Raw genomic sequence first — 8573 nt, forward strand, 5'->3', positions numbered from 1 at the left:
GCTGCCCGAAGGGTTCGGGCTAGGCGTCCCCATTCGAACAAAACTTAACCACGAAAGGTCAACAGCCCCTTTACTCACGGATATTAAGCTCAACGAAAGGACTTAGTTTGATGAATTCCACTTTAGCGTCAGACACAACTGCACATCTAAACTCACAAGAAGTTAGCGAGCTTGTTGATGAAAGCGTTCTAGAGCAAATGATTCGCGATACCAGTGCGGATATTATCCCGATCTTGATCGACCATTATGTCGAAGAATCACAAACACGCTTGGTCGCCATAAAAGAGGCTGTCGCTCAGAACGATGCTCAAACACTTGAGTTTGAGGTTCATACTCTTGGCAGCACGGCGCTATCATTAGGTAATCGCCCTTTGGGTGAGTTAGCTCGCGTTTTAGAGAAGCAATGTTTAGAACAGAGTCATGATGCCGCATTTCTACAAGTTGACGAATTGTTAGAACTCGCAGAGCGTTCAATTAAAGCCTTGCTTGAAAGAAAAGAGGCTGGTTTCAGCGAGATCTGAATGCTCATCAGTGTAAGTGTCGGTATCAGATAAAAACTCAACATAGTCGTTATCAATATAGTCACCATTAACATGCACTCCGGCGTGACCAACAACGCGAGAAAGTACACCTATCGTTTCTTAAGAGATTGCATGCGGTAGATAACAAATACACAAGTCTCGTATTGATGGATACATACCACTATGTTATTGATTGGTTAGGATAAAGTTTCAAAAGGAATACACAATGCGCCCTAAGGTATTGTTAGTTGAAGACTCCACCTCACTCGCCGTACTCTACAAGCAGTACGTAAAAGACGAGCCCTACGATATTTTCCACGTCGAAACCGGCGCGGAAGCTAAGATCTTCATTGAAAGGCACTCTCCACAGGTTGTTATTCTCGATCTTAAGTTGCCCGACATGCCAGGCGAAGAAGTCTTAGATTGGATTAGTGCGAACGAAATACCGACCGCAGTCATCATCGCGACAGCACATGGCTCAGTAAACATTGCTGTAGACCTTATCCAACGCGGTGCGGAAGACTTCTTAGAAAAGCCAATTCAAGCCGATCGACTCAAGACCTCTGTCCGCTTACATCTAAAAAGAGCGAAACTCGAAAACCTCGTCGATAACATGCAAAGCAAGTTCGATCGTGACCGCTTTCATAATTTCATCGGCTCTTGCCTACCTATGCAAGCGGTTTACAAGATCATTGATTCGGTAGCACCAACCACTGCCAGCGTGTTTATTAACGGCGAAAGTGGTACGGGTAAAGAAGTGTGTGCAGAAGCGATTCACCAAGAGAGTCAACGTAACGGTAAGCCCTTCGTTGCCATTAACTGTGGCGCTATCCCTCGAGACCTAATGGAGAGTGAAATCTTCGGTCACGTCAAAGGAGCGTTTACTGGTGCGACAACCGACCGTAAAGGTGCAGCAATGCAAGCGCATGGCGGTACCCTATTTCTCGATGAGCTTTGTGAAATGGAACTGGAGATGCAAAAGAAGCTCCTTAGATTTTTGCAAACCGGTACGTTTACTCCACTCGGTGGCAACCGCGAGATTAAAGTTGATGTCAGAATTATCTGTGCGACCAACCGCGACCCACTGGTTGAGGTAGAAGAAGGACGTTTTAGAGAAGACCTTTACTATCGTGTTCACGTTGTGCCTATCGAGATGCCACCGCTTCGTGAACGAGGAGGTGACATTGTCACGCTATCCAATCACTTCTTAAAGCTGTACGCGAAGCAAGACAAAAAGAAGTTCAAATCAATAGACAAAGAAACGCAGAATCTACTTAAGCGTTATGCGTGGCCAGGCAACGTGCGTCAGTTGCAAAACATCATCCGTAACATCGTGGTGTTGAACAATGAAACAAGCGTGACCAAAGACATGTTACCGCCTCCGATTAATAAAATAGACGCAGCTCCAACCTCGAAATCAGTGACACCAATTCGAGTAGCGGCGCCCCAAACTGTTGTTGTGGAAGCACCCGAAGCTAAGTTGCCACCGATTACTCCTGAAGAGTTGGAGCAATCGTCAGTTGTTCCCGCTAACAACGACCCGATGACGCCCACATTTACAACAAGCGAAGGTGGTATTCGTCCAATGTGGCAAATAGAACGTGAAGCCATTCAACATGCTATCAATCATTGCGATGGAAATGTGTTAAACGCTGCTGTGCTGTTAGAACTTAGCCCTTCTACTGTTTATCGTAAGAAACAGGCGTGGGAATCGGAAGATGAGTACAATCAAGCCTAACCAAGGGGTACTCGACATAAACCTTCATGAGATTTGGCTGTTGATCGACAGCCAAACTTTTGGAGGCATAGAAACGCATGTTTTAGAATTAGCACAAGGCCTGATATCGGAAAGCGCTCAGTATTCAGAGGCTGTTCGCATCGTTCTTTTGACTAAGTTTAATCCTGAAGCGATCATCGTTGAAAAGTTGGATGCGCTGAACATCCCTTATAGTTACCTCTCTGATTTAGCCTCATGTTCTGCAGATTCAAATGGCAATAGCGCGACACAGCTTAAACGTGCAGTTCAACATTATCAGCCAAGGCTTATCCATGCTCATGGTTACAAAGCCAGTTTGGTCAGTAAACTCATCAAGCTCCCACCTCGCTTAAACAGCACTAAGCAAATCACCACTTATCACGCAGGTGAAACCCCAACAGGCAAAGTATGGCTTTATGACTGGCTCGACCGTTACAGCAGCTTTCTTTCTGATCAGTCGCTTGTGGTCAGTGAGAAGATTAAAGCGAAAGTGCCGAGTAAAACCCATCAATTGAATAACTTTGTTAAAGTCCCAACCGGGTTAACAAACTCCCCTTCATCAAGCCCATTCCATGTAGGCTTTGTGGGGCGGTTAAGCCATGAAAAAGCGCCTGATCGATTTGTCGCATTAGCCAAACAGTTTCCTGATGTTCGGTTTGAGCTTTTTGGTGACGGACCAGAAATGGACGTCTTAGCTAAATCGCAGCCTGATAATGTTACCTTTCATGGGCATCAGACCAATATGGACGACGTCTGGAGCCAAATCGATTTGTTAATCATCCCTTCCCGCTTTGAAGGCTTACCTATGGCGGCATTAGAAGCCATGATTCGCGGCATTCCCGTTCTCGCTACCTCAGTTGGTAACTTGCCTAAGCTCATCGTGCACCAAGTTAATGGCTACCTCGCCAATTCAGAATCTGATTCAGAAACAGCGTTAGTACTAGAACAGCATTTATCCTCGTGGATGTCATTGACGAGCGAGCAACGTGACTCTCTCAAGAGTAACGCGATAGAAACCGTTAAAAACAAATACTCACCACAAGCTGTTGTCCCGCAGTTGTTGGAAATCTATCAACTCGACCGTTAATACTCGTCTTAATAGGTAACTGGTTATTTTAGCTGGATAACTTAGCCGTTCTAGTCAGTCTTATACTGATTCTCAAAATGACAAAAACCACCTCAAGGCTAAGCCCTCACTTAATAATCCAACACTAAATCAGTTAGTTAAACAAAATGTATAACTGGCACTCGCTTTGCAATATTTAACATCAGGTGTAACTACGTCTCAAAAGATTGCGAGCCGAGTCATTAAGAGTTTATTTGCGAATAGAGGTCACAATGGTCAACCCTGAAGCCAATCGATTGCCAGTCATCATCACGATTAGCACCTTGTGTGTCGGGCTAGGTATTGTCTGGTACTTCGTGCCGCATCCCGCTGTCATTGTGGCGCTCGCTCTTGTGCCATTAGCCGGATTATTCGTGTTAAACAAGACATTCTGGCTAGTGCTACTGTTCGTTGTCTTTTCATTTTTTCGAATTCACGAAGCCATACCTCAACTCTATTCGCTTAAAATACCGCTGATGCTTTCATTAGGCGCTCTGTCAGCTCTGCTCTGGCATGCATTAATCAGCAAAGAGCTTAAAATCTTCTGGCACCCTTGTTTAAATTGGCTCGCCATTTTTTGGGTATTGGTTTTTATTGGTATTATCTTCGCGTCTAACAGGCCCATAGCACTTGCAGAATTCAAAGGCGTTTATTGGAAAATCATCGTGATGACGCTTGCGATTACTTGGCTAGTAAACACCACGGAAAACCTCGCAAAAACCGCGATGACGATTATCTACGCAGGCGCTTTAGTCAGCTCCATTGCCGTGTATAACTCAGTAAATGGTATTGGGCTTGTTGAAGGCTCACGCGTGACTATTGGCCGCGATTTTGGCTCTATGTTAGGCGACCCGAATGATCTAGCACTGGTACTGATGTTCCCACTCGCCTTTACGATAAGCCAAGCCACCACGACTGGCATCTCACGATCCAAACGTTTAATTAGCGGGTTAGTCTGTTTGTTGCTGCTCGCCGCCATTATTGCGACTCAAAGCCGTGGCGGATTACTGGGGTGTATTGCGGTGATTGGTATTTTTGCGTGGAAACTAGTGCGCTCTAAAGTTCTCTTAATATCCGTAGGAACTGTCGTGGCCGTAGTCCTCTACTTGGTTGCTGGGATCTCAGACAGATCTTCTGGTGGTGCCGCTGAACAAGGTATCGATGAATCTGCAATGGGGCGAATCTATGCATGGGAAGCAGCAGTAAAAATGGCAGTTGAGAATCCACTGACAGGCGTAGGGTTGAACAACTTCTTCTCGAACTACTTCTTTTATAGTTCGCACTGGGACGGACTGAATCACGCCGTTCACAGTACTTGGTTTGGTGTGTTAGCTGAAACTGGCTTTCTAGGGTTGATTATCTTTCTGATATTGATTGGCTCACTGATCAAAACAATACGCTCGACACTCAAACAGCTTTCAGAGACGACCAACGCAATCGACCCAAATCTCAATGCCGCGGCTTACGCCGTATATGCTGGGTTAATTGGCACCATAGTCTCGGGTACCTTCCTAACACAAGGCTTCAACTGGCCTATCTATATTCTTTCCGCATTGATTGTTGCTGTTGCGAATGTATCTCATACTGCCTGTCAAAATGAGAAAACCTAAAAGCCAACTTGTAACACATTGAAAATAATCAACTTATTAAATGGCACAATATATGAAAGTACTTCTATATAACAAAAAAGAGGATTTTCATTATGACGTCAGTATCTATACATCAATTCAAACATTGGCTTAAGTTTCACCCTAATTCTCGAATTAGAAATGTGTTTTTCATTTTGAAAGACATCAGAAGCGCAGAGCTACCTACCCCTCAAGTACTTAATCGCTGCCTATATCAAGCGCACAAGCTAGTGGTGAATTTGGTTTCTGGCTTTACGCGATTCTTCTACTGGACTCCGGCTTTCAAAGGTCGTGTCGCTCAATGTGGCAAACGCCTGTATTTATACGGTGGCCTCCCTTTCGTGAGCGGTCCGGTACAAATTACGATTGGCGATAACTGCCGTATCTCTGGCCACACGACATTCTCTGGTTGTACCCAACCACTTGAAGGCTTGGAACACCCACTACTGTCGATTGGCAACAATGTAGACATCGGTTGGCAATCGACCATCGCTGTTGGAGGTAAAGTCGTTATCTCCGACAACGTACGCATCGCTGGCGGCGCTTTCCTGTTTGGATACTCTGGACACCCGCTTGATGCAAAACGTCGAGCACTAGGTGAAGGCGATGACCCTCAGCAAATCGGCGACATCATTCTTGAACAAGATGTATGGCTAGGCACCAATGTTACCGTTAAAGGTGGCGTAACCATCGGCGAAGGTGCCGTAATAGCCGCAGGCAGCGTGGTAACAAAGAACATCCCTGCCTTCGCAATCGCAGGCGGTAACCCTGCTCGAGTTGTCGGTCAGATTAAATCCGTTGAAGTGACAGAATCCGATGTATTCGACTCGTTAGAGACTCATGGAGGCGACCATGCGTGATTTAATCGTATTTGGTGAAGACTTTGGCGGTCTGCCTTCATCGACTCAACACTTGGTTCGCCACTTGGCTAAACAACATAAAGTCTTATGGGTCAACTCTATTGGTCTTAGACAGCCAAGACTGTCAGTTAAAGACATCACTCGTGCATTTAATAAACTGACAGGGCGAAGCAACGCAGTTACTCAAAACATGCTGGGTCCTCAACATGTCGCTGATTCAAACGACCAAGGCAACATAACGGTCGTGAACTTGAAAACCATTCCTGCGCCTTCTTCTAAGCTGTCTAGAAAACTGGCTCAGCAAATGATGTTACGTCAGTTGAAGCCAGTTATTGCTGAGCTGAAACTTCATAATCCTATCTTATGGACTTCCCTTCCTACCGCTGTTGATTTATGCGGACACTTAGGCGAGTCAGCGGTTGTTTATTACTGCGGGGATGACTTTAGTGCGCTCGCGGGCGTTGACCACAAAACTGTCGCTCAGCATGAATTGGAATTGATTGAAAAATCAGATCTGATCTTCGCTGCTAGTGAAAAGCTGATGGGCAAATTCCCTAATGAGAAAGCTCAACTCTTACCACATGGTGTCGATGTCGGGCTATTTTCTACACCAGTTCCAAGAGCACACGACTTGCCAAGCAACCACCGCCCGATTGCAGGCTTTTACGGAAGCTTATCTGAATGGCTGGATTACGACATGGTTAAACATGTGGCGACAGCAATGCCGGAATGGGACTTTGTATTCATCGGCCCTAATGAGCTTGATACATTGTCGTTGCCTAACCTCGATAATGTTCATTACTTGGGGCCTCGCCCACATCACACGTTGCCAAGCTATTCTCAACACTGGGATGTGAGCCTATTACCTTTCGTTGATAACGAACAGATCCGAGCATGCAGTCCATTAAAGCTGATGGAATACCTTGCCGCGGGAACTCCTATCGTAACCACCCCTTTTCCTGCAATGGTTCCTTATAAGAATCACGTTACGTCCGTTGAAAATGCACAACAGATGGTCGAAGCTCTCGAGCAAAGCCGTCACCTTGAAAACTCGCCAGTCTCTGTCGTCTCCAAAGACAGTTGGCAGAACCGCGGTAACTTCGTACATTGGATGTTGGAGCTATTATGAATAATCTGAAATTGCGGTTATTGTTCATCTTGAATGCCATGTGGCGCCAACGCTACGTTATTGTTCTACCAATCCTTATTTTGCCCTTTGTCGGCTTTGGTGTGAGCAAGTTGGCTCCAACTAAATATGACGCGCATACCAGTATGTTGATTCAAGAAACGGCCAAAATGAATCCATTTTTGGAAGACATTGCCGTTTCTACCATGCTCAAAGACCGCCTTAACGCGTTGAGAACACTACTTCATAGTCGACATGTGCTTTACTCGGTCGCTGATGAACTGCAATTAACCACGCCCGATATGCCTGAAATTGAGAAACAAGAGATCATTACTGACCTATCTCAACGTCTAACGGTGACTCAGCTTGGAAAAGATTTTCTAAAAATCAGCTTAAGCTCAAACACGCCAGATGGAATGGAAGCGACGCTTCGTTCGGTAAGTGAACATTTCATTGAACAATTGCTCGCTCCGGAACGTTCGTCGATTGAAGACTCGAGTAACTTCTTGAAAATTCATATAGATAAACGCAGTGCTGAACTTGAAGTAGCAGAAGAAGCTCTTGCCTTATACATGAATGAGAATGTTCATTCGACGCCTGAGGTACAGAGCCAAAGTTTGAATCGCTTAGCGTCACTCAAACAAACACTCGCAGAAAAAGAGGCCGAGTTATCCGGTGTTGAAAAAAGCTTAGGGTCAATCGATCAACAGCTTTCAAAAACCAACCCTGTGATAGGTCGAATAGAAGATCAGATCATCGATATTCGTAGTGAACTGGCTCTGCTTCAAGCCAAATACACAAACAAACACAGTGCCGTACAAGCTAAAGTTCGTGAACTAGACAGACTTGAAAATGAGAGAAAGAGTTTGCTCGATGTAACCCAACCTACGATGAACAGCGACCAGCTTTGGGACATTGCAAGTAGTACGACACTGAACAAACTTTCGGATACCCAACCTCTTTTAGTCACCCAACTACACAGTTTACAACTGGTTCGCGCTCGCTTTGAGTCTTTAACTGAAGAAACGAAAAGCCTTCGTACTATGATTTTCGAATTAGAACACAAGGCGAATAACTTCGGTGAAAATGCAAAAGAGATGTATCGCCTTAAACGCCAAGTTGAAATCAAGCGTCAGCTATACGATGAACTGACAGAGCGTTATGAAATGGCTCAGCTAACGGGTTCGCTTGGTGTATTCGAGCAAAACAAACGTGTGAAGATTATCGATTTGCCTTTCACGCCTAGCATGAAATCTAACATGCCGACTTTTATCTTTATTCTGGCTGGATTTGTTGCGGGCATCGGATTGGGCATTGGTCTGGCGGTATTGTTCGAGCTGTTTGACTCTTCAATCAAGCGTAAAGACGAAATCGAAGAGATCTTAGGTGTCCCTGTGATAACGGTGATACCTAAAATGGGCTAGTTAGCCTCAAAGGCATTTTTAATTTGCTAGCCTCGTAGCTTCTTCTTATCTTTTTTGCTTCCTAGCACTAAACGCCAACATTTGCTTGGCGTTTTGCTTGTCTAAAGCCTCAAGTTCTAACGCTACTTTCGATTAACCCAAGCCCTATGCTCC

7 protein-coding genes are annotated in these 8573 nt (G+C 45.1%); all 7 read left to right on the forward strand.

Going from position 1 to position 8573, the window contains the following annotated elements:
• The first annotated feature begins 110 nt into the window (after positions 1–110).
• The 7 genes from AB4232_RS16820 (at position 111) to AB4232_RS16850 (ending at position 8420) form a co-directional block, all read left to right on the forward strand.
• Positions 111–521 (forward strand): Hpt domain-containing protein, encoded by a 411-nt coding sequence (locus AB4232_RS16820; protein ID WP_372087589.1) that lies wholly within the window; start codon positions 111–113, stop codon positions 519–521.
• Positions 522–747: 226 nt separating this feature from the next.
• Positions 748–2259: a sigma 54-interacting transcriptional regulator gene (locus AB4232_RS16825; protein WP_372087590.1), complete on the forward strand. Its 1512-nt coding sequence runs from the start codon at positions 748–750 to the stop codon at positions 2257–2259.
• Entirely contained in the window at positions 2240–3364 is a 1125-nt protein-coding gene (locus AB4232_RS16830) for a glycosyltransferase family 4 protein (protein ID WP_372087592.1), read from the forward strand. The genes AB4232_RS16825 and AB4232_RS16830 overlap by 20 nt, the downstream gene beginning before the upstream one ends.
• A gap of 251 nt (positions 3365–3615) precedes the next feature.
• Entirely contained in the window at positions 3616–4992 is a 1377-nt protein-coding gene (locus AB4232_RS16835; RefSeq protein ID WP_372087593.1) for an O-antigen ligase family protein, read from the forward strand.
• 92 nt (positions 4993–5084) lie between these two features.
• Positions 5085–5870: a DapH/DapD/GlmU-related protein gene (locus AB4232_RS16840; RefSeq protein WP_061024139.1), complete on the forward strand. Its 786-nt coding sequence runs from the start codon at positions 5085–5087 to the stop codon at positions 5868–5870.
• Positions 5863–6999, forward strand: coding sequence for a glycosyltransferase (locus AB4232_RS16845; RefSeq protein ID WP_372087595.1), 1137 nt, complete (start codon positions 5863–5865; stop codon positions 6997–6999). Before AB4232_RS16840 ends, AB4232_RS16845 begins: the two co-directional genes overlap by 8 nt.
• Positions 6996–8420, forward strand: coding sequence for a GumC family protein (locus AB4232_RS16850; protein ID WP_372087596.1), 1425 nt, complete (start codon positions 6996–6998; stop codon positions 8418–8420). Before AB4232_RS16845 ends, AB4232_RS16850 begins: the two co-directional genes overlap by 4 nt.
• Positions 8421–8573 lie beyond the last annotated feature (153 nt).

Origin of the sequence: Vibrio sp. 10N.286.46.A8, assembly GCF_041470165.1 — a bacterium.
In the GTDB taxonomy this organism is placed as follows: domain Bacteria; phylum Pseudomonadota; class Gammaproteobacteria; order Enterobacterales; family Vibrionaceae; genus Vibrio; species Vibrio tasmaniensis_A.